The sequence below is a fragment of the Bifidobacterium miconisargentati genome (genome assembly GCF_019331675.1).
GTDB lineage: Bacteria > Actinomycetota > Actinomycetes > Actinomycetales > Bifidobacteriaceae > Bifidobacterium > Bifidobacterium miconisargentati.
The window spans coordinates 173578-192589 of the sequence record NZ_JAHBBJ010000001.1 but is presented as its reverse complement, the minus strand read 5'-3'; the positions used below and the strand labels follow the sequence as shown (position 1 = coordinate 192589).

Annotated in this window: 21 protein-coding genes and 1 tRNA gene; 18 read left to right on the top strand and 4 right to left on the bottom strand. The window is 61.1% G+C overall.

The window, feature by feature from the left end; all coding sequences use genetic code 11:
- Positions 1 to 230: 230 nt before the first annotated feature.
- Entirely contained in the window at positions 231 to 1496 is a 1266-nt protein-coding gene (locus KIH81_RS00825) for a metal ABC transporter solute-binding protein (RefSeq protein ID WP_214303652.1), read from the bottom strand.
- Positions 1497 to 1594: 98 nt separating this feature from the next.
- Between KIH81_RS00825 and KIH81_RS00820 the strand changes: the two genes are divergently transcribed.
- The 6 genes from KIH81_RS00820 to pyk all read left to right on the top strand — a co-directional run bounded on the left by KIH81_RS00820 (position 1595) and on the right by pyk (position 9977).
- A complete protein-coding gene (locus KIH81_RS00820) occupies positions 1595 to 2470 on the top strand; it encodes a bifunctional methylenetetrahydrofolate dehydrogenase/methenyltetrahydrofolate cyclohydrolase (protein ID WP_214303651.1) in 876 nt (291 codons plus the stop codon).
- A gap of 165 nt (positions 2471 to 2635) precedes the next feature.
- Positions 2636 to 4111 (top strand): 30S ribosomal protein S1, encoded by a 1476-nt coding sequence (gene rpsA, locus KIH81_RS00815; protein WP_109057167.1) that lies wholly within the window; start codon positions 2636 to 2638, stop codon positions 4109 to 4111.
- A gap of 71 nt (positions 4112 to 4182) precedes the next feature.
- Positions 4183 to 4836 (top strand): dephospho-CoA kinase, encoded by a 654-nt coding sequence (gene coaE, locus KIH81_RS00810; protein ID WP_214303650.1) that lies wholly within the window; start codon positions 4183 to 4185, stop codon positions 4834 to 4836.
- 82 nt (positions 4837 to 4918) lie between these two features.
- Positions 4919 to 7030, top strand: coding sequence for an excinuclease ABC subunit UvrB (uvrB, locus tag KIH81_RS00805; RefSeq protein WP_214303649.1), 2112 nt, complete (start codon positions 4919 to 4921; stop codon positions 7028 to 7030).
- Between the two features lie 351 nt (positions 7031 to 7381).
- Positions 7382 to 8368, top strand: coding sequence for a TerC family protein (locus tag KIH81_RS00800; protein ID WP_214303648.1), 987 nt, complete (start codon positions 7382 to 7384; stop codon positions 8366 to 8368).
- Positions 8369 to 8534: 166 nt separating this feature from the next.
- On the top strand, positions 8535 to 9977 hold the full coding sequence (gene pyk / locus KIH81_RS00795; RefSeq protein ID WP_109058140.1) for a pyruvate kinase: 1443 nt from the start codon (positions 8535 to 8537) through the stop codon (positions 9975 to 9977).
- A 186-nt stretch (positions 9978 to 10163) separates the two neighbouring features.
- Here pyk and KIH81_RS00790 read toward each other — a convergent pair whose 3' ends face one another.
- Positions 10164 to 10763, bottom strand: a complete 600-nt coding sequence (locus KIH81_RS00790; RefSeq protein ID WP_214303647.1) for an NUDIX domain-containing protein — start codon at positions 10761 to 10763, stop codon at positions 10164 to 10166.
- Between the two features lie 245 nt (positions 10764 to 11008).
- Between KIH81_RS00790 and KIH81_RS00785 the strand changes: the two genes are divergently transcribed.
- Positions 11009 to 11082, top strand: a tRNA-Leu gene (locus KIH81_RS00785).
- Here KIH81_RS00785 and KIH81_RS12310 read toward each other — a convergent pair.
- A complete protein-coding gene (locus KIH81_RS12310) occupies positions 11042 to 11407 on the bottom strand; it encodes a helix-turn-helix domain-containing protein (protein ID WP_420829107.1) in 366 nt (121 codons plus the stop codon). The two genes, KIH81_RS00785 and KIH81_RS12310, sit on opposite strands and share 41 nt — an antisense overlap.
- A gap of 156 nt (positions 11408 to 11563) precedes the next feature.
- On the opposite strand from KIH81_RS12310, the gene KIH81_RS00775 reads away from it, so the two are divergent.
- The 10 genes from KIH81_RS00775 (at position 11564) to KIH81_RS00730 (ending at position 17137) form a co-directional block, all read left to right on the top strand.
- Entirely contained in the window at positions 11564 to 11809 is a 246-nt protein-coding gene (locus KIH81_RS00775) for an XRE family transcriptional regulator (RefSeq protein WP_214303646.1), read from the top strand.
- Between the two features lie 830 nt (positions 11810 to 12639).
- On the top strand, positions 12640 to 12912 hold the full coding sequence (locus KIH81_RS00770; protein ID WP_214303645.1) for a hypothetical protein: 273 nt from the start codon (positions 12640 to 12642) through the stop codon (positions 12910 to 12912).
- Positions 12912 to 13274: a transposase gene (locus KIH81_RS00765; protein WP_214303644.1), complete on the top strand. Its 363-nt coding sequence runs from the start codon at positions 12912 to 12914 to the stop codon at positions 13272 to 13274. Before KIH81_RS00770 ends, KIH81_RS00765 begins: the two co-directional genes overlap by 1 nt.
- Positions 13271 to 13465 carry a hypothetical protein gene (locus KIH81_RS00760; RefSeq protein WP_214303643.1) on the top strand — a complete coding sequence of 65 codons (195 nt, stop codon included), beginning with the start codon at positions 13271 to 13273 and terminating at the stop codon, positions 13463 to 13465. The genes KIH81_RS00765 and KIH81_RS00760 overlap by 4 nt, the downstream gene beginning before the upstream one ends.
- 197 nt (positions 13466 to 13662) lie before the next feature.
- The gene (locus KIH81_RS00755; protein ID WP_214303642.1) at positions 13663 to 15045 is read left to right on the top strand and encodes a helix-turn-helix domain-containing protein; all 1383 of its coding nucleotides are present in this window, start codon (positions 13663 to 13665) and stop codon (positions 15043 to 15045) included.
- A complete protein-coding gene (locus KIH81_RS00750; RefSeq protein WP_214303641.1) occupies positions 15042 to 15488 on the top strand; it encodes a WhiB family transcriptional regulator in 447 nt (148 codons plus the stop codon). Before KIH81_RS00755 ends, KIH81_RS00750 begins: the two co-directional genes overlap by 4 nt.
- Positions 15489 to 15551: 63 nt before the next feature.
- On the top strand, positions 15552 to 16136 hold the full coding sequence (locus tag KIH81_RS00745; RefSeq protein ID WP_214303640.1) for a ParA family protein: 585 nt from the start codon (positions 15552 to 15554) through the stop codon (positions 16134 to 16136).
- Entirely contained in the window at positions 16133 to 16339 is a 207-nt protein-coding gene (locus tag KIH81_RS00740) for a hypothetical protein (RefSeq protein WP_214303639.1), read from the top strand. The genes KIH81_RS00745 and KIH81_RS00740 overlap by 4 nt, the downstream gene beginning before the upstream one ends.
- Positions 16336 to 16563: a hypothetical protein gene (locus KIH81_RS00735; RefSeq protein ID WP_214303638.1), complete on the top strand. Its 228-nt coding sequence runs from the start codon at positions 16336 to 16338 to the stop codon at positions 16561 to 16563. The genes KIH81_RS00740 and KIH81_RS00735 overlap by 4 nt, the downstream gene beginning before the upstream one ends.
- A gap of 304 nt (positions 16564 to 16867) precedes the next feature.
- Positions 16868 to 17137: a hypothetical protein gene (locus KIH81_RS00730; protein ID WP_214303637.1), complete on the top strand. Its 270-nt coding sequence runs from the start codon at positions 16868 to 16870 to the stop codon at positions 17135 to 17137.
- 65 nt (positions 17138 to 17202) lie between these two features.
- Here the strand turns inward: KIH81_RS00730 and KIH81_RS00725 are convergent, their stop codons facing one another.
- Positions 17203 to 17949 (bottom strand): hypothetical protein, encoded by a 747-nt coding sequence (locus KIH81_RS00725; protein ID WP_214303636.1) that lies wholly within the window; start codon positions 17947 to 17949, stop codon positions 17203 to 17205.
- A 48-nt stretch (positions 17950 to 17997) separates the two neighbouring features.
- Between KIH81_RS00725 and KIH81_RS00720 the strand changes: the two genes are divergently transcribed.
- Entirely contained in the window at positions 17998 to 18522 is a 525-nt protein-coding gene (locus KIH81_RS00720; protein ID WP_214303635.1) for a hypothetical protein, read from the top strand.
- Positions 18523 to 19012: the final 490 nt, after the last annotated feature.

Below are 19012 nucleotides of genomic sequence, written 5' to 3'. Positions count from 1 at the left end.
ACTACCCCTCAGTCGGCTGTGCCGACAGCTCGTCCTGCAATTGAGGACGAACTTCGTTCGCGTTTTGCTGGCTCGACTGTCGTCTCGCACATCGCCTACAAACAGCTCCGCTGTCTGCTTCACGGCAATGTCCTGACAAGGGGAGCCAAGAATGGGGGATTAACGGGGCCAAACAAAAAGCTCCCCTCGTTGAGTCGAGGGGAGCCGGGGAATCGGTTGAATTGGGCGGGCTACTTGCCCGGATCGGTTTGTCCTTCGTTGGAAGGCACCTGTGAGTCGGTGGAGGAGTCCGTGTTGTTCTGCGAATCATCCGTGGACTGGTCGTCCTTGGAGGTGCCGGACTTCGTGGCCTTGCATTCGCGGATGTAGGTGCGGGTCTTCGAATCGGTGCTGGAGGAGTTCGAATCGGTCGACTCGCCGGAGGAATCGGTACTGTCACCGGCATCGGCGGACTGGCCGTCGCCATCGGTGCCGTCGCTCGATTCGCCGTCCGTGGAGGCATCCGCGGCATCGGCATCGGAGGAATCGGCCTCGCCCTCCGAGGTGTCCTCGCAGCCGTAGCTCGGATCCACGGCGTCGATGATCGTGTTGACGAGCTGGTTGATCCAGTCGTCCAACGTCTCGGAGTCCGTGGGCATCTGCTCGGTGACATCCACCACCGGCACGTCGGAACGGCCGGCCGTGCCCGTGATCATGTTGGTCGCGTCACTGGTCTCCTGCGTGTTGTTGAGCAGCACGTCGACCTTGCGTCCCTCGATGATCTTCTGGAACGACTGCAGATCGGCCGGGGCCACCTCGCCGCCGGAGGCCTGCGACTGCGCATAGCCCTTGGGGGTGGAGTCCTCGAAACCGAGGTCCGCCATGAGGTAGTAGGCCACGGGCTCGGTGGCCGCGTAGGTCAGGTCGTCATGGGTCTTGGTGAAGTCCTCGGCCCAGCTTTCCAGCTGTTTCTCGCCGGCCTGCCATTCCTTGAGGCGCTTCTGGAAATCGGCCTTCTTGCTGGGCAGCGCCTTGATGTAGGCCTCGGTGATCTCCGTCGCCATGCCGGAGCGGGCGTCCTTGGAGAACCACAGGTGCGGGTTGTCGCCCTCCATCGCGCCCACCACGGATGCGGCGGAGACGATGGTGGTGGACTTGGTGAGCGACTTGGTGGCCCAGGCATCGTAGCCGGCGCCGTTGGCCACCACGATCTGCGCCTTGGACAGCTTGGCCACGTCCGAGGTCTTCGGCTCGAAATCGTGGGCGTCCACGTTGGTGGAGCTCATGATGGACGTGACGTTCACGTCGTCGCCGCCTAGTTCAGCCGCCAGGGAGCCCCACTGGTTGATGGAGGCCACCACGTTGATCGGTCCGGTGGCCTTGGAGGAGGTGTCCGGGTCGGACTTGGTCTCGGTGTCGGCGGTGTTCTGGGTGCCGCATGCGGCGGCGGTGAACAGCAGTGCCGCGCCTGCGGCGGCGGCCGCAAGTCGCGTAAGTCGAGTGAATCGGATACCCATGGCGTGCCTTCTTCGTTGAGCTGCGAAACAAAACGGACTTGTTTCAACAGTAGCCTATCGTTGCGAATAATCACCGAAAACCTACAGGAAGGGTACCGATGTCCACAAAAATCGACGGCAAGCAGGTTGCGGCGGATATCAAGGCGAATCTCGCCGAGCGAGTGGCCAAGCTCAAGGCTCAGGGCGTGACGCCGGGCCTCGGCACGCTGCTCGTGGGGGAGGATCCCGGCTCGGTCAAGTACGTCGCCGGCAAGCATGCGGATTGCGCCGAAGTGGGCATCAACTCCGTCAAGAAGGAGCTGCCCGCCACCGCCACGTTCGAGGACATCGCGCAGGCGGTCAAGGAACTCAATGAGGATCCGGCGTGCAACGGCTTCATCGTGCAGCTGCCGCTGCCCAAGGGCATCGACCAGAACGCCATCATCGACCTCATCGACCCGGCCAAGGACGCCGATGGCATGCATCCGTACAACCTCGGCGAACTAGTGCTCCACGTGCGCGGCGACATCACCACGCCGCTGCCCTGCACCCCGCGCGGCGTCATCGAGCTGCTGGGCGCCTACGACATCGACCTGAACGGCAAGGAGGTGTGCGTGCTCGGCCGCGGCATCACCATCGGCCGCACCATCGGCCTGATGCTCACACGCAACGCCGTGAACGCCACCGTGACCCTGTGCCATACCGGCACGAAGGACGTGGTCGACCACATGCGCCGTGCGGACGTGATCGTGGCCGCCATGGGTTCGGCCGGGTTCGTCACGCCGGACAAGATCAAGGACGGCGCCGTGCTGGTGGACGTGGGCGTCAGCCGCGTCTTCGACGAGGAGGCCGGCCGTTACCGCATCAAGGGCGACGTTGACAAGGCCTGCTACGAGAAGGCCTCCGCCTACACGCCGAACCCCGGCGGCGTGGGCCCGATGACCCGCGCCATGCTCCTGGCCAACGTCGTCGAAATGGCCGAGCGCTCGCTGTGATACATCGCGGCGGTCGACGAATCCGAACCGCCGCGACACACCCGAGTTTTTCTAGGGAATTTGGCCATAGATGCCTGTAATCTAGATATTTGTGCGCCCGAAAGGTGCGCAGATAACTTAATAACGAGCAATTATCCATCCATCTATTAGAAACCATATATTTACATGGCAGAGAACAACACTGAAGTCGCCAAGGTCGCCATCAACGACATCGGCACCGAAGAGGACTTCATCAAGGCAGTCGATTCCACCATCAAGAACTTCGATGATGGTGATCTGGTCGAGGGTACCGTCGTCAAGATTGATCACGACGAGGTCCTGGTCGACATCGGCTACAAGACCGAGGGTGTGATCCCCTCCCGCGAGCTTTCCATCAAGAAGGACGTCGATCCCGACGAGGTCGTCAAGGTTGGCGATCCGATTGAGGCCCTTGTCGTCACCAAGGAAGACAAGGAAGGCCGTCTGATTCTGTCCAAGAAGCGTGCTCAGTACGAGCGTGCCTGGGGCGACATCGAGAAGATCAAGGAAGCTGACGGCGTTGTTGAGGGCACCGTCATCGAAGCCGTCAAGGGCGGCCTCATCGTGGACATCGGTCTGCGTGGCTTCCTGCCTGCTTCCCTGGTCGAGATGCGTCGCGTCCGCGACCTCTCCCCGTACATCGGCCAGAAGATCAAGGCCAAGATCCTTGAGCTCGACAAGAACCGCAACAACGTGGTCCTGTCTCGTCGCCAGTACCTCGAGGAGACCCAGTCCGAGGTCCGCGAGACCTTCCTGTCCCAGCTCAAGAAGGGCCAGATCCGTGAGGGCGTGGTGTCCTCCATCGTCAACTTCGGCGCCTTCGTCGATCTGGGCGGTGTTGACGGCCTGATCCACGTCTCCGAGCTGTCCTGGAAGCACATCGACCACCCGTCCGAGGTCGTCAAGGTCGGCGACAAGGTCACCGTCGAGGTGCTCGACGTCGATCTCGACCGTGAGCGCATCTCCCTGTCCCTGAAGGCCACCCAGGAGGATCCGTGGCAGCGCTTCGCTCGCACCCACGTCCCCGGCCAGATCGTCAAGGGCAAGGTCACCAAGATCGTCCAGTTCGGTGTCTTCATCTCCGTCGAGGACGGCATCGAGGGCCTGGTGCACATCTCCGAGCTCGCCAACCGTCACGTCGAGAACCCGGAGACCGTGGTCAAGCCGGGCGAGACCGTGTTCGTCAAGGTGATCGACGTCGATCTCGATCGTCGCCGCATCTCCCTGTCCCTCAAGCAGGCCAACGACTCCGTTGACCCGGCTTCCGAGGACTTCGATCCGGCTCTGTACGGCATGCCGGCCGAGTACGACGAGCAGGGCAACTACAAGTACCCCGAAGGCTTCGACCCGAACACCAACGAGTGGATCGCTGGCTACGAGAAGCAGCGCGAGGAGTGGGAGGCCCAGTACGCCGCCGCTCACGAGCTGTGGGAGGAGCACAAGGAGTTCGTGGCCAAGGAGCTGGAGAACGCTGCCGAGTCCGCAGCCGCCGACGGCCAGGGCCCGAAGGAAGAGAAGCCGGTCGAGGAGACCTCCAACTACTCTTCCGCCGCGCCGACCACCGGTACCCTCGCCGATTCCGATCAGCTCGCCGCCCTGCGCGACCAGCTGCTCGGCAAGTGAGTTGCCGCTGGCATAACGCCTAGCCTGTGAATGAAACCCGGTCCGTATGGGCCGGGTTTCTTCGTATTAGCATGGCACTTATGCTGAGAATCGGATTGACGGGCGGCATCGCCGCAGGCAAGAGCACGGTGGCGGCGCGATGGCGAGAACTGGGCGCGGTGCATATCGACTACGACGCGCTGGCCCGGCGGGTGGTGGAGCCCGGGGGAGAGGCGCTGCCCCGCATCGCCGAGGTGTTCGGAGAGGCCGCGCTGAACCCGGACGGCACGCTGAACCGCGCGTGGATCGCCGACCATATCTTCGGGCGCGGGGCGGAACCGGGCGCCCGCGAACGGCTTGACGCCATCGAACACCCGTTGATCTACGACGAGGCACGGTGGCTCGAGGCGAATGCCGTTGCAGGTGCGGAACGCAGCGAAACGGATACGCCCGGTCCGCTGATCGTGGTGCATGACGTGCCGTTGCTTGCGGAAGTCATCAATACGATTCCCTTTGATTTTGACCACATCGTCACCGTCGAGGCACCCGTCGACGTGCGTGTCGAGCGCATGGTCACCGATCGCGGCATGACCCGCGAACAGGCCCGGGACCGCATCCTTCACCAGTCGAGCGAGGAGGACCGCCGCGCCATCGCCGACGTCGTCATCGACGCCACGCGCCCCTTGCCGGACATGCTGGCACAGGCGGATGCCCTCTACCGGGTTTGGGCTTTGTCCATGCGATGACGGCTGTGCCGTGCCGTACCGGCCATCGGCCACCGGTCGAGTAGACGAACACATGTTCGAAGCCTCGCGTAAGATAGGGCCCATGGGATTCAATATCGAGCGCGCCGACCGGCCCTTCGTCGTCAAGTCACCGTATAAGCCGTCCGGCGACCAGCCGCAGGCCATCGCCGAACTCGCCGAACGCATCGAGAACGGCGAGAACGACGTGGTGCTCATGGGCGCCACCGGCACCGGCAAGACGGCCACCACCGCCTGGCTCATCGAGAAGCTGCAGCGCCCGACCCTCATCATCGAGCCCAACAAGACCTTGGCCGCGCAGCTGTGCGCCGAATTCCGCGAGCTCATGCCGGACAACGCCGTGAGCTATTTCGTCTCCTACTACGACTACTACCAGCCCGAAGCGTACATCCCGCAGACGGACACGTACATCGAGAAGGACTCCAACATCAACGACGATGTGGAGCGACTGCGCCACCAGGCCACCGCGAACCTGCTCACCCGGCGCGACTGCGTGGTGGTGGCCACCGTCTCCTGCATCTACGGTCTCGGTACGCCGGAGGAATACGCCGGCCGCATGCTCTTCCTCAAGGAAGGCCAGGAAATCAACCGCGACGACCTGCTGCGCCAGTTCGTGGCCATGCAGTACAAGCGCAACGACATCGCCTTCACCCGTGGCACCTTCCGCGTGCGAGGCGATACGGTCGAAATCATCCCCGTGTACGAGGAACTGGCCGTGCGCATCGAGTTCTTCGGCGACGAGATCGACCGCATCTCCACCCTCCATCCGTTGACCGGCGACGAGATCGCCCACGAGACCGAGGTCCACATCTTCCCGGCATCCCATTACGTGGCCGGTCCCGCACGCATGGAACGCGCGCTCAAGACCATCCGCGAGGAGCTGGACGAGCGCGTGGCCGAACTGCGCAAGCAGGGCAAGGAGCTTGAGGCCCAACGGCTCAACATGCGTACCACGTACGACCTCGAAATGCTCACTCAGGTGGGCGTGTGCTCCGGCGTGGAGAACTATTCGCGACATTTCGACGGTCGTGCGCCTGGCACTCCGCCGCACACCCTGCTCGACTTCTTCCCCGACGATTTCCTGCTCGTCATCGACGAATCGCACGTCACGGTGCCGCAGATCGGCGCGATGTACGAGGGCGACGCCTCCCGCAAGCGCACGCTGGTGGAGCACGGCTTCCGTCTGCCCTCCGCAATGGACAACCGCCCGCTCAAATGGCCTGAATTCCTCCAGCGCGTGGGCCAGACCGTATACCTGTCCGCCACTCCCGGCGACTACGAGCTGGGGCTGTCGGACGGCGTGGTGGAGCAGATCATCCGCCCGACCGGCCTGCTCGATCCGAAGATCGACGTGCGTCCTGTCGAAGGCCAGATCGACGACCTGCTCGCCGAAATCAAGGAGCGCGTGGCCCGCAACGAGCGTGCGCTGGTGACCACGCTCACCAAGAAGATGGCCGAGGATCTGACCGACTACCTGCTGGAACGCGGCATCAAGGTGGAGTACCTGCACTCCGACGTGGACACGTTGCGCCGCGTGGAACTACTGCGCATGCTGCGCGAAGGCAAGATCGACGTGATCGTGGGCATCAACCTGCTGCGCGAGGGCCTCGACCTGCCCGAGGTCTCCCTGGTGGCTATCCTCGACGCGGACAAGGAAGGCTTCCTGCGTTCGTACCGCTCGCTCATCCAGACCATCGGCCGCGCGGCCCGCAACGTGTCCGGCATGGTGATCATGTACGCCGACGAGACCACCGAGGCTATGCGCAAGGCCATCGACGAAACGGACCGCCGCCGCGCCAAGCAGATGGCGTACAACCAGGAGCACCACATCGACCCCAAGCCGCTCATCAAGAAGATCAGCGACGTCAACGACATGCTCGCCAAGGAGGACGTGGACACCCAGACCCTGCTGGAAGGCGGCTACCGCAACGCCGGCAAGGCAGGCAACACGCATCTGGGCGTGCCCACGCTCGACCCTGCGGAGGCGGATAAGCGCCACGAGGAGATTCTCAAGGCCGGACTGCCGGCGCAGGACCTGGCCGACCTCATCCGCCAGCTCTCCGAGCAGATGCACACCGCCGCCGAACAGCTCCAGTTTGAGCTCGCCGCCCGTCTGCGCGACGAGATCCGCGACCTCAAAAAGGAACTCCGCCAAATGACCGAGGCGAACAAGTAGATTCTCGGTTCCGTGACGGTTGGCCTGCGGATGGTTATGGGATGTGCCGTGCGACACACTCAAGGCCGTTCGGCCAAGCCTACGGTCTTACGGCACATCCCATAACCATCCGCATCGTGATTGCGGATTTTGTCTGGGCTTTTGATTGTATCTTGCGATGCGGAGGCGGAGGGCCGGGGTATGTGCACCTCGACTGTAAGCAGCGCAGGCGTGTGCTAAGCTCCGCGAGCACACGCCGGAGCGAGGCCAAACGGCCTTGAGTGTGTCGAGATGCACATACCCCGGCCCTCCACCGGTCAACGCTAACGGAACGGCCCTCCCCGTCAACTCCATAAATTAGGGTAGTGAGGCATGGCAGAAACCCCTCTTGCATTTGAAATCATTACCTTTGTAGTGCTCGCGCTGTTCTTCATCGTGGACCTGTTCATCATCGGACGCAGGCCCCACGTGCCCTCCACCAAGGAGTGCGTGCAGCACATCGCCTTCTTCGTGGTGATGGCGTTGATCTTCGGCGGATGCATCTGGTTCTTCGCCGGATCGAAGCCGGCCATCGAGTTCTACTCCGGCTGGCTGACCGAATACTCGCTGTCCATCGACAACCTCTTCGTGTTCGTCATCATCATGTCAAACTTCGCCGTGCCCAAGCAGATCCAGAAGTACGTGCTGTCCGTGGGCATCACCATCGCCCTGATCTTCCGCGGCATCTTCATCCTCATCGGCGCGGCCCTGATCACCCGCTTCACTTGGGTGTTCTTCATCTTCGGCGCCTTCCTCATCTACACCGCCCTGAAACTGGTCATCGGCGGCGACGAGGACGAGGAATACCATGAGAACGGCCTGATCCGCACGCTGCGCAAGGTCATCAAGATCTCCAACGACTACGACGGCGAGAAGCTCAGGACCACCAAGAACGGCATCCGCTACTGGACCCCGATGCTCATCGTGTTCCTGACCATCGGCACCACCGACGTGATGTTCGCCTTCGACTCCATCCCGGCCATCTTCGGCCTGACCAAGGATCCGTTCCTGGTGTTCACCTCCAACGTGTTCGCCCTGCTTGGCCTGCAGCAGCTCTACTTCCTGCTCGGCGCCCTGCTGGACAAGCTGGTCTACCTGCCGGTGGGCCTGTCCGTGGTGCTCGGCTTCATCGGCGTCAAACTCATCATGGAGGCGCTGCACGGCAACACCCTGCCGTTCATCAACGGCGGCGAGGGCATCCATTGGGTGCCCGAGGTGCCCACCTGGCTGTCCCTCGCGGTGATCGTGGTGGCAATCGGCGGTGCGGCGCTGGCTTCCGTGATCAAGATGAAGAGCATGAACGAAGTCGAAAAAGCCTGAAAACGCAAAGGAAACTGCTGGCCAAAACCTAGCCGCCGCAACAATGTGAGCGCTCACAACACACCGGGCGAAAAATTTGTCATGCGGCGGCCTGCGCTAGTAAACTGTATTGCGGCAAGTGAGGCATTCAGCCTCGGAACCACAATGAAAGAATAGGCAGGCATTCATGCGTAAAGCCAAGATCGTTGATACCATCGGTCCCGCTACCGAGGATTACGACAACCTTCTCAAGCTCGTCGAAGCCGGTATGGACGTTGCTCGTCTGAACCGCTCCCACGGCACTCCTGAGGATCACCTCCGCGTCTACAACAACGTGCGCAAGGCCAGCAAGGAGACTGGTCGCAACGTCGCCGCTCTGGTCGACCTCCAGGGCCCGAAGATCCGTTGCGGTTGGTTCAAGAAGAACGCCGAGGGTGAGGACAAGGTTCAGCTGCAGCTTGGCCAGGAGTTCATCATCACCACCGACGACATCGAGGGTGACGAGCACATCACCTCCACCACCTTCAAGGGCCTGCCGGGCGATTGCCACCCGGGCGACCCGATCCTCATCGACGACGGCAAGGTCCGTCTTGAGGTGACCAAGGTCGAGGGCAACAACGTGCACACCAAGGTCGTCGTGGCCGGTCCGGTGTCCTCCCACAAGGGCATCAACCTGCCGGGCGTGGCCGTCTCCCTGCCGGCCCTGACCGAGAAGGATGAGGCCGACCTGCGTTGGGCCATCCGCACCGGTGCCGACATCATCGCCATGTCCTTCGTGCGTTTCGCCACCGATATCGATCGCGCCCACGAGATCATGGACGAGGAAGGCCGTCGCATCCCGATCGTCGCCAAGATCGAGAAGCCGCAGGCCCTCGAGAACCTCGAGGAGATCGTCAAGACCTTCGACGGCGTCATGGCCGCCCGTGGCGACATGGCCGTCGAGTGCCCGCTGGAAGAGGTCCCGCTGGCCACCAAGCGCATCATCGAGCTGGCCCGCCAGTACGCCAAGCCGGTCATCGTGGCCACCGAGGTCCTCGGCTCCATGGTGAACTCCCCGGTCCCGACCCGTGCAGAGGCCTCCGACTGCGCCAACGCCGTCCTCGACGGCGCCGACGCCACCATGACCTCCAACGAGACCGCCGTCGGCAAGTACCCGGATGTGACCGTGAACACCATGGCCCGCATCTCCGGCTACGCCACCGACCACGGCTTCGACCGCATCCCGGAGCTCAAGAACCTCGACATGTCCTCCACCGGCGCCGTCTCCTCCGCCGCCGTGGACCTGGCCGACAAGCTCAACGCCAAGGCCATCGTCGCCTACACCCAGACCGGTTCCACCGTGCACCGCGTCTCCCGTGAGCGTCCGGCCGCCCCGATCTACGGCATCACCAACAACGAGCACACCTACCACTGGTTGGCTCTGTCCTGGGGTACCGAGGCCTTCTACGTCACCGAGGACTACCACGACAAGTCCCGCAAGGACCTCATGATCTACACCGACAAGGTCCTTAAGGACGCCGGCAAGGTTGCCGACGGCGACAAGATCGTCATCCTGAGCTCCGCCCAGGGCGATCACCAGCCGGGCCGCACCGACTCCATCTACGTCCACACCGTCGGCGCCTGCGACTGATTCCGGTTGCAAGTCCCGCGGCTCTAGACCGTAGGTAACAGGAAGCCTCCTATCCAATCGGGTAGGAGGCTTCTTTCGTATGCGACCGCATGTGATGTGCAGCCTTGGCGTTGTTTTCTGGCATCCCTTCCTCGGCTCGGTCCCGTTCCGGTTCGGCAGGGGAGCGCGGGAGGAATGCCGGAGACGTCAGTCGTTCAGCTGTGTCAGACTGCCGCTCTTGAGACGCAGGATGGCGATGATCGTCTTCGCGTCCACGATCGTGCCGTTGAGCACCATCTGATAGGCGTCGTCCACCGACGTCAGACGGACCTCGGAGCGCGGCGTCTCCGGGCCGATCTCCTGACGCTTGGCCGGCGTCAGATCGGTGGCCAGATACAGCGAGGTATGCTGCGTGGAATAGCTGGGCGTATTGAGGAAGCGAGCGAACTGCGTTATCCGCCCCGCCTCGTAGCCGCCCTCCTCGACGAGCTTGCGCTTGGCCAGATCCTGGGTCGGCTCGGCGGAATCCACCGCATGGCCACCCGGAATCTCCAAAGTCCAGCGATGGCTGGCAAGACGGTACTGTTCCACCAGCGGAATCATGCCATCTTCGGTCAGGGCGAGCACACCCACGGTGTCGCCGACATTGCCGTAGAGGCAATACCTGTCGAACTCACCTCCGTCATTCGACTCGTAGGAGACACGGTCGATGCTGAAGTAATGCGTCTTCGCGATCTGATGGCGTGAAGTCTCCTTGACGGGAGAGGGACGCCACGGGTCGAACTGACGGTACGTTTCGTTGCTCATATGCCCTCCTCATGACAGCATTGCGTGAAACCACCTTCATTGTAGGTCCACGAACGGTTACGGGAACGGACAACACTCAGGCCGTATGACCGGATGATGCCGGCCGGGAAGCCGAGGACGACCCCGCCGGACCGGAGCTGACACGCTGCACAAACCCGCCCGGCACAGGCCCGCGCACACAAAGCGTGTCATTACCGGCGCAGGTCCTCTTGATATGCTAAGCTCTCCAAAGTGCCTTGGGCAATGCCCCCGTATCCCAATTGGTAGAGGAAGCAGCCTCAAAATCTGCGCAGTGTGGGTTCGAGTCCCACCGGGGGCACCGTAGGAGCTTCGGAGGAATCCGAAGCTTTTTTAATACTTGTCGTGTTCATCTTTTCCAAGAATTCTTCATCTTGACGGATATAAGTATCATCCATCAAGTCATCAATGGATACCCCGAGTTCACGGGCGATCATATATACTTGGCTGAACTTCATTGAGGTTAACCCGGTCATCATTTGGGAGATGGCACCTCTGGTACAGCCTAGTGAGGGTGCTAGGGAATTCTGAGATCGCCCGAGCAAGCGAAGATATCGACGGATGTTGTAACGAATGACTTCTTCGATGCGTTTCACATCGTATTGTGTGGCTGAAGTTGTGTTCATTGTTGTTGTCGACATGTCGGCACCTTTCTAACAGATTGTCTTAATCAGAGTTAAGCTCTTGTGGCCACAGTTTAACACACCGACTTGTGTTTAGTGAGACTGCTCATTACTATTAAATGATTAGGAGTGCTAATCAATGAATTGGAGTGCTAGACAATGCCGAATATGAAGCGATGGTTGCGGGAGCGGGGGATTTCGTATCGGCAGCTTGGTGCGGTTTTGGGTAAGACTTCTGGCGCTATTAGCCAAAAGATAAACCGGGACATTGGCTGGTCCTATCACGACCTTGTCATTCTTCGTGATCATTACGGCCTGTCCAGTGATTTCGTTTTGGATTTTGTTCCTTATGACGTGTACTTCGCTGCTGAGACTGAGTCCAATAGGGAGGCGGTGGCGGCATGAACGGGGTTGTCGGCGTGATGTGTCCTGATTGTGGTTCGTCTCGTCTCGTTGCGGGTGATGGCTTGTATGCGGGCATGTTCGTATGCCTGTCGTGCGGGCATGCGATTGGTCGCATGGTCCTGGCTGTTCGTTTGTTGAATGATGGTTGGCCGGTGGATGATGTGGCTGCGTCGACGGGGTTGTCGGTGGAGTCTATTCGTCTGAATCTTCGTTACAACTATCGGCGTGATCGTCCCCGTCATTGGGTTGATAAGGGGCTTGTTCGTTCTCCTGTGAGTGTAGGGGGTGGCCTATCGGGTTGATGCTCGTTGATTGTTTACCGCTGATAAAAGAAATGCCGGTTCCTGGGTAGCCGCCCAGGAACCGGCTGTGCAATAACAACTGGAGCCGGTATGGTGTGCATCCTGCCGGACTCCTTGAAATGAACAGGAGTGTCATTACACATGCGTAATCATACTGGTTACGCCTGCGTGTTGTCTGCGCTTTCTATCCGTAAGGGTACGGCCGTGTCCTGGATGTTCCGGTCGTGTTCGCGTAAAAAATCCCGGATTGAGTTCGGGGGTGCGCGATGAGTGCGGCGATGTGCAAGGCTTTCGTAAGGGTCGTGGATGATCCGTCCGAAGTGCGGGTCGGTGACGACGTGTATTTGTATGCAGGCGAAGAGGTGACTTGTTACGGGCATGTCATCGGGGTCACGGTGGATCCTCTGCGTCCTTGGGTGTTCGATGAGGGATTCGTTCCTGTCGTCTCGGATTCCTGCGGGGAGTGGCGGTTCGCTTTCGCTGTTCGTGTGGTGGATGCGTCGTTGCATCCGGCGGGAGGTGCCTGCCGTGAACGCTCGTGATGAGATCGCGTACTGGCTGCATTGCGAGGAACGGTTCGGGCGTGTGGAGCTTTTGTCGTTCCTGGTGTTGCTGGTTGCTTTCGTGGTGTCGCTGTTGGCTGTGCTGTTGGGTTTGGATGCGTTGCTGGCCGGCGTGCTGGTCATGGTCGTGGACGTCGTGTTGTTCGTCTGGGCTGATGGCAACCGCAGGGCTGCGCGTGATCTGGCTCGTTGGTCTGCTGATGGTATTTCCGTGCGATTGGACGGGGAGGTGGCTTGATGGGTGGTTTCACTTTGGCTGAGGCGGCTTATCTGGAGTCCCTGCCTGCGGTGGATCGCGTGGATGCCGTGCATGGTCGCATTCATTATTCGCGTGATTTCAAGCGTCATGTGGCGATTGCCTACAGGCGTGGCGAGAGCCCGACTGTGTTGTTTCGTCAGGCCGGTTTGGATCCGTTGATGGTGGGGTATAAGCGCATCGAGCGTGCTGTCGCCCATTGGCGGGAGGACCGGAGTCTGTTGTCCGGTGTTGACGGGTTCGTGCCCGTTGGTGGATGGGATGGCTTGCTGGGGTTGTCCGCGCGTGTTTCCGCTCTGGAGTCGCGTGTGGGAGGACTTGAATCGCGGGAGGCTGACCGATGAGGAAGAAGACGGTGCTGATGCCGGTCGTTCCGGTCGTTTCCGGTAAGTGCGAGGAGGTTTCCCGTTTGAGTGGGTTGGATGCCCCGTCACCGGTTTTGACTGATGCGTTTCTGTTGGGTGTCGAGTACGGGCGTCGCGTGGAGGCCGAGCGTATCGTTTCGGCGTTGCATGCGGGATCGGAGTTGTCATGAGTCGTGAAATGGTCGACTGGGCACAAGGTGTCGAGGGACTTGACCCGGTGTCCCGGATGGTGTTGGTGAGTCTGGCCAAGGACGCCGACCGTGATGGCCGTGTGGTCGTCCGCGAGAACACCGCTTTCGGTGTGGTCGGCAGGGAGTATTTCCTTGGCCCTCATTCCGGTTCGAGTGGGAAGGCGAGGTGATTTGGGATGACCGTTGTGACTATGGTGTGGGTGCATAAGCATGTGCATGATGTGCGTAATGCGGCAAAGACCGTGCTCGCTTATCTTGCGTTGCGTGCGCATTTCGATGACGGGACGGCTTCCTGGCCTTCCATTGAAACGATCGCGCAGGATTGCGGTCTGGGTGAGCGTACCGTTCAGCGGGCGATCCGACTGTTGATCGATAAGGGGTATCTGGAACTCGGCCAGCAAGGTTTCAGCGCGTTCAACCCGAAGACCGGCAAGCAGGTCAGAGCGGACCGTCGTTCCGTGGTATGGAACGTGATCTGCAAGGAATCGGATCTGCCCGAAGAGGATGTCGAGGACCCGAACGCAAGGAGTATGGATTCATGCGTCCGTTATGCGAGGAAGGTCGCCGCTCATAGGGCCGCGCTGCGGTCCGATACGGGGATGGATTCCGGTTTGGACAAAATGACACCCCGTGAGGATGGCTCTGGACAGAATGGCACCCCGTGCGGGGCTCCCGAATCGGAGCCTGTGGACAAAATGTCCAGAAAAATGGACAAAATGGCACCCAATAATACAGGTGATATACATAACCCCTCTGCCCCTACGGGGCATCTCCCCGCAAGCGGGGCGGCCCCCGGAACCTACGAACAGTCACTCGCCGAACCCATGGACAAGCCGGCGGGGGATTCCGGTCCCGATGATGCGTGGACTCCTCCGACATCGACCGCCGCGACGTCACCGGTTCCGGAGTCGGATGATGCCGGGCGGATCCTGGGCCTGCTGTCCGAACGGCGCTCGGCGTTGGGTCTGACCACACCGCAACCCGGTGCCGCCGATCTGGCCGCGGTCGACGCGCTGCTGCGCAGATTCGATGCCGTGAAAGGTCTCGAACCCGCCGTCGTGGTGGTCACGAACGTGCTCGAACGTGGCCTGCGTAACCCGTATTGGCTCAAACGCATCGATACCGGCCGGCGCTTCGCCCGTCACTTCGATGAGATCCGCAACGACACGATCATCGACGGGCTCGCCTTGGGGCGCCGGGATGTCGCCGTCCAGGCAGCGGATCCGGCCATGCCGGCGCAGACGCCGGAAGCCAAAGCGAGACGCCTGGTGGAGGATTCCGCGATCCTCAGATCCGCCGAACCGGATTCCGAGATCCGTCATGCGTATGACCGGACTGTTGCGGACCGTCTGGCCGCCGGGATGAGCCCGGGCGACGTGGTGGTCTGGCTGGCCGAAAGGCTGACCGCGGCACACCCGCCGGCACCGGTGAGGCCGAAGACCACTGATGACCGCGAAGTCATTCGACGGGAGCTGGAGCGGGCCAGACGGCTCAATGGCGGGCACATGTTCGCTGGTTCATCCGGGCGGGTCCTTGCCACGGCGGGAGGCGTGCGATGAGCGGGCGTGTGCGCGCGTACTGCGCGGAACTCGAACAACGCAACCCGCATCTGGCCGACGTGCTATGGCATCCGGCCGGCGAGGACGGACGGCGCAGCCCGAAGGCCACTCGGCTGGCCATCGCGATCTGCCGGTCCTGTCCGTTACGGCTTGAATGCCTGACAGACGCGATCGTGGGCCTGTATGACGATGATTCGATCTACGGGGGCATGTCACGTCGGGAACGCCAGCGCGTGGCCGAGCTCATGGAGGCCGATGGCGTGGAGATCCGCCGTAGGGACAGGGATCGGCCGGAGCGGCGACGGCGTGAATGCCTGGCATGGTTGCGCGCCAACCCCGCGAAAGTCGCATGGGCTGGCGATTCCCATGCCTACTGGAGCAGGGAATGGGCGAAGCGCAAGCAGAAGCACGCCGCCCTCACAGCCACCGAGCAGGCGTCGTAGGCTTCCGGGTTTCCCGGTGTTTTGGTTTTTCGTTTTATAGGTAATCGGTTTTCGGAGGATGACATGATCATCACTATCGCTAATGCGAAGGGCGGGGTCAGCAAGACGACAAGCTGTGTTTTCATGGCTCGTGCCGCGGTGCTGCGTGACCCCGATATGAAGGTCACGGTGCTGGACGCGGATCCGCAGTCCAGCGCCACGCAGTGGGCCATGGACGCCGAGGATCAGGGCTTCGACCTTGGTTTCGAGGTCAGGCCCGTGAACCAGGCGTCGTTGGAAAGGATGTCCCGCCGCCGTCCGGACGGGCTTGTCCTGGTGGACACGCCGCCGTCCGGCCAGGTGCTGGACGCGACGTGCAGGGTAGCCGATTTCGTGATCGTGCCCACCGGCGCGACCCCGTTGGATCTGCAGCAGACGTTCCGTTGGGAACGTTGCGTGGACGCCCCGCACGCTGTGCTGGTCGTTGACGCCGATCCGCGCACGACCGCGTGCCGGGACACGTTGGAAAGCCTGGATGAGGAACAGGTGCCCCGTTTCGATACCGTCGTGCGCCACCGTCAGGACATTCTGAAATCGTTCATGCGCCCGCCGGCGAAGCTGTGGGAGTACGCGGACGCCTACCGGGAGCTCATGGAGGTGGTCGCATGATCGGCGTGATGACGGCATTGGCCGCGTGGTATGTGTTGCTGCCCTCGTGCTTCGTGTGCGTCTGCGCCCTGGCCTCGACTCTCGTGGAACGTCATACTCTGCCGGAACGGGCGTTGGATCTTGTCGAGAATGTCTCGGGTTTGGCGTTCCTCGTGGCTTTGGTCGCGGCCACGGTGCTGCTCATGGAAGGAGGGGCGCTGTGAGGAACGCGAATTTCAAACCTTCCGCGAGCACCCGTGGGGTGAAGCGTCCGGAGGACGTGTTTCGCCAGGAAGCCCCGATATCGGAGGAGTGGGTGAACACGTCGGTCAGGTTGCGGGTCAATACCCGGAACCGGGTCAAATTGTATGCCGCCGGCCACGGGCTGAAGATTCAGGACGTGATCGAGACGGCTCTGCTGGAGCATTTGGAAAGGATAGGAGGCTGATGATGGGTGGACGTATGGCGGTCGTTGGCGTGTGCCCCAGATGCGGTCATCCCGTGCGCTGGGAATGGGCGGGCAACAGCGCCAAGACCAAGGAGTCATGCCGGTGCTGCGGATACCGGGGATTCATCCGGTTGGCGCGCGTGCCGATGGACAACGCGAGACAGCGGGTCCGTGACATGCACGAGAAGGCGATGCGCGAATGGAAACAAGGGAAGGAACCACCGTTGAGGCTCCTGTACGGGGGCGCGTGATGCGCGTCTCCCGTCGGCTGCATCCCGTCCGCCACGATGGTGGGGCCCGCCCAATGACCGGCGTTTTGAGCGCGATCAGATGGCAACGGCGTCTTATCGTGACGGCCGTGGCTTGCCGGATCGCGTTCGTGGCCCTCATCCCGGTCGTGCTGCTCGCCAGCCTGTCCGGGCGGGCTCTGTTCTGGACGTCTCTGCTGCTCGTATCGGCCTGCTGCGCGTCCGGACTGCTGCTGACCGTGGTGCTTGTCCTGGATGGGATCATCGATTCCCTCCTGTCCGGGAACGCGAATCTTCACGACGGGCCAACGAGGGGGAGCCGGTGAAGTGGTTTCATGGTTTGACGGTTTTGTGGTTTAGTAGTCGGTTCGACTTGCTCGTCATGGTGTTCCTATTCGGCCAGGGACCGACAGTTGGCGACTGCTTGACCGAAACCCGGCATGTCTTGATAGTGCTTGATCATGTCCTCATTCGACTTCGGATCCTGCGGATCGCTTACGTCGATATCCACTTGGTCCCATCCTGGAGTGAACGCGGAGTATTTGCCGGGCTTGGGCAGATAGCCCGTTGTTTTCCCCGTTCCTTCGGGTGTGACGAACAGGATGAGAATGGATTCTCCTGGATTGAGCGTGATTTGTCCTTGGTTGAGCAGTCTCACGTCCTTTGGGTCCGTGGAGATCGATTGCTTTCCGTGACTGGTTTTCATGGTGGGTATGCAGGTTCTGTTGCCGCCGGTGATCTCCTGATCGAAGGCTGTAATGCTGCCTTGCAGCCTGCCGCTGTTGGACAATACTCCGATGCCGGCGGTCTGCAATGCCGCCACCCCGTTTGCGGTCATGTCGTTGACGCTCACCTGCATGCCGAGGACCTTCAGCGAGTAGGCGGGGCCGGATTGCAGGAACTGGTCTGTGGATTGATCTATCTGAACTCCCGCGAAGATCAGTCCTCCGATTGTTCCGACGCAAGCGATGATATCGATTATCGTCGGCACGATATCGGCGATCAGCGGTTTTCTTTTCTGAAGCGAGGCGAGGATTTCCCTTTGAGTGTTGTCGATCGCATCCAGCTTCTTTATCATTTCCGCAGTTTCGGCCTGGGCTTTGTCGTCTGGCTGCTGGTGTTTTCGTCTTCGAGTCATTCGCTGTCCTCCCGTTGCGTGTGCTTCGGTCTCATTTGAGGTGCTGTCATGTATATTGCTGCTGATTTCAAGGTAGTGGCCGGGTGTGCCATTACCATGCTCGTTATCGTTCTGCTGGTGAGAATCGTTTACGATTTCAGGCTCGTTGCTGATTCTCTGTGCGGTGATGTTTTCTGGTTTCACCGTGGCGTGATGCCGTTGTCGGGGGGAGCCTGTGTCGATTCGTGGCGCGTGCGTATGGTTTCCGCGATGCTCCTTCACGGTGTTTGTCAGGGCGACGTGCTGAGGATTGAGCTTCGTATGCGCAATGACGATACGGAGCCTCGGACGGTCTGGCCTTCCGGTGTTGTCTGTTACCAGCATGGTGTGGCTCTCAGGGCGGCGGTGCCGCCGATGATGCGGACTCGATGGTGGAATCCGGAGTATGCCAGGATTCGCAGCGTGATGCCGCAAGGCGAAGCCGAGGTGCAATCCCTGTTCAGGCTTTCCGACCGGTCCCCGGTAACGGTGGCCCTATCGGATGGCGGCTTCATCGGTGTCGTGAATCCAGGACGCATAGGGCCGGGAAAATGAGGGTGCGGTTCACCCTGCAACCCTTCCGCGATGGTTCTTGGTTTGATGGTTTTGTGGTTTATTGGTTTCAGGTGGGAAGGAGAATGACGTGGTGGATGCCGACGATGTTCTGGAATGCGGGATGATCGACCTCATTGTCGCATGGGAACTGGGCGATCTTATTTCGTGTGCCGAATCCATAGCCGGTATGTGGGAGGCGTGAGATTCTCGCTCGGTGCCTTTCTCGCTGTTGACATGGGGTGATATTTTTGGCCTTGTCCTCTTTTAGGGGCAATGCATGGCGGGGTTCCCACGACGTTTAGCGTGGGGACCCCGTTCTTCTTATGGGCAGAGTCGCGGTTGGATGGTGTGGGCGAGACAGACGAGTGCGTCGTTCCGGTGGCCTATCCGCCATTCGGCGTCTCTCAGGTTGCGAATCCTGTGGATGAGCCTGTCACAGAGCGGCCGCTCCTCTTTTGATGCGTGACACGCACGTTGCCTTTCCTTGTTG

Excerpts from the sequence above, each read along its gene's own strand:
- KIH81_RS00775 (WP_214303646.1), top strand. The coding sequence starts at position 11,564 with ATGCCGAATATGAAGCGATGGTTGCGGGAGCGGGGGATTTCGTATCGG.
- KIH81_RS00745 (WP_214303640.1), top strand. The coding sequence starts at position 15,552 with ATGATCATCACTATCGCTAATGCGAAGGGCGGGGTCAGCAAGACGACA.
- pyk (WP_109058140.1), top strand. The coding sequence starts at position 8,535 with ATGCGTAAAGCCAAGATCGTTGATACCATCGGTCCCGCTACCGAGGAT.
- KIH81_RS12310 (WP_420829107.1), bottom strand. The coding sequence starts at position 11,407 with ATGAACACAACTTCAGCCACACAATACGATGTGAAACGCATCGAAGAA.
- KIH81_RS00725 (WP_214303636.1), bottom strand. The coding sequence starts at position 17,949 with ATGACTCGAAGACGAAAACACCAGCAGCCAGACGACAAAGCCCAGGCC.
- KIH81_RS00800 (WP_214303648.1), top strand. The coding sequence starts at position 7,382 with ATGGCAGAAACCCCTCTTGCATTTGAAATCATTACCTTTGTAGTGCTC.
- KIH81_RS00790 (WP_214303647.1), bottom strand. The coding sequence starts at position 10,763 with ATGAGCAACGAAACGTACCGTCAGTTCGACCCGTGGCGTCCCTCTCCC.
- KIH81_RS00750 (WP_214303641.1), top strand. The coding sequence starts at position 15,042 with ATGAGCGGGCGTGTGCGCGCGTACTGCGCGGAACTCGAACAACGCAAC.
- KIH81_RS00730 (WP_214303637.1), top strand. The coding sequence starts at position 16,868 with ATGACCGGCGTTTTGAGCGCGATCAGATGGCAACGGCGTCTTATCGTG.
- KIH81_RS00760 (WP_214303643.1), top strand. The coding sequence starts at position 13,271 with ATGAGGAAGAAGACGGTGCTGATGCCGGTCGTTCCGGTCGTTTCCGGT.
- KIH81_RS00755 (WP_214303642.1), top strand. The coding sequence starts at position 13,663 with ATGACCGTTGTGACTATGGTGTGGGTGCATAAGCATGTGCATGATGTG.
- uvrB (WP_214303649.1), top strand. The coding sequence starts at position 4,919 with ATGGGATTCAATATCGAGCGCGCCGACCGGCCCTTCGTCGTCAAGTCA.
- KIH81_RS00720 (WP_214303635.1), top strand. The coding sequence starts at position 17,998 with ATGTATATTGCTGCTGATTTCAAGGTAGTGGCCGGGTGTGCCATTACC.
- KIH81_RS00820 (WP_214303651.1), top strand. The coding sequence starts at position 1,595 with ATGTCCACAAAAATCGACGGCAAGCAGGTTGCGGCGGATATCAAGGCG.
- KIH81_RS00740 (WP_214303639.1), top strand. The coding sequence starts at position 16,133 with ATGATCGGCGTGATGACGGCATTGGCCGCGTGGTATGTGTTGCTGCCC.
- KIH81_RS00765 (WP_214303644.1), top strand. The coding sequence starts at position 12,912 with ATGGGTGGTTTCACTTTGGCTGAGGCGGCTTATCTGGAGTCCCTGCCT.
- rpsA (WP_109057167.1), top strand. The coding sequence starts at position 2,636 with ATGGCAGAGAACAACACTGAAGTCGCCAAGGTCGCCATCAACGACATC.
- coaE (WP_214303650.1), top strand. The coding sequence starts at position 4,183 with ATGGCACTTATGCTGAGAATCGGATTGACGGGCGGCATCGCCGCAGGC.
- KIH81_RS00825 (WP_214303652.1), bottom strand. The coding sequence starts at position 1,496 with ATGGGTATCCGATTCACTCGACTTACGCGACTTGCGGCCGCCGCCGCA.